General features: G+C 48.1%; 1 protein-coding gene and 1 pseudogene. Both read right to left on the reverse strand.

Annotated elements, in window-relative coordinates:
- On the reverse strand, positions 1–136 hold a 136-nt coding region (locus tag ET33_RS40015), incomplete at its 3' end, for an IS3 family transposase (protein ID WP_407668122.1).
- Between the two features lie 27 nt (positions 137–163).
- Positions 164–250, reverse strand: a pseudogene (locus tag ET33_RS40705) (helix-turn-helix domain-containing protein); the annotation flags it as partial.
- Positions 251–351: the final 101 nt, after the last annotated feature.

Genomic DNA, 351 nt, shown 5'->3' on the forward strand with positions numbered 1-351 from the left:
GCAGCCCTTCCATCTGCATAATCCGTTGTACACGTTTGTGATTAATTGTCTGTTCCATTCGGAGCAGCGCGGTAATCTTTCGGTACCCGTAGCGAAATTTATGCTGTGTACAGAGCTGCCGAATGTTCTCTACCACGGGGTTCGTACGCTTGGCACCATAGGATGCCTTCCAACGATAATACGTTGAACGAGGAACCCCTAACCATGCACAAGCTTGAGACACACTTACTTCCCCTCGAATGGACTCCATCCATGGGATGACGATCTCTGGTGACACCTCCTTTCCAGTTCCTTGTACTTTTTTAGCACGTCCAGTTGTTGCTTCAGAAACCGAATCTCGGCTTTCAATTT

This window comes from Paenibacillus tyrphae, from assembly GCF_000722545.1.
GTDB classification, from domain to species: Bacteria; Bacillota; Bacilli; order Paenibacillales; family NBRC-103111; genus Paenibacillus_G; species Paenibacillus_G tyrfis.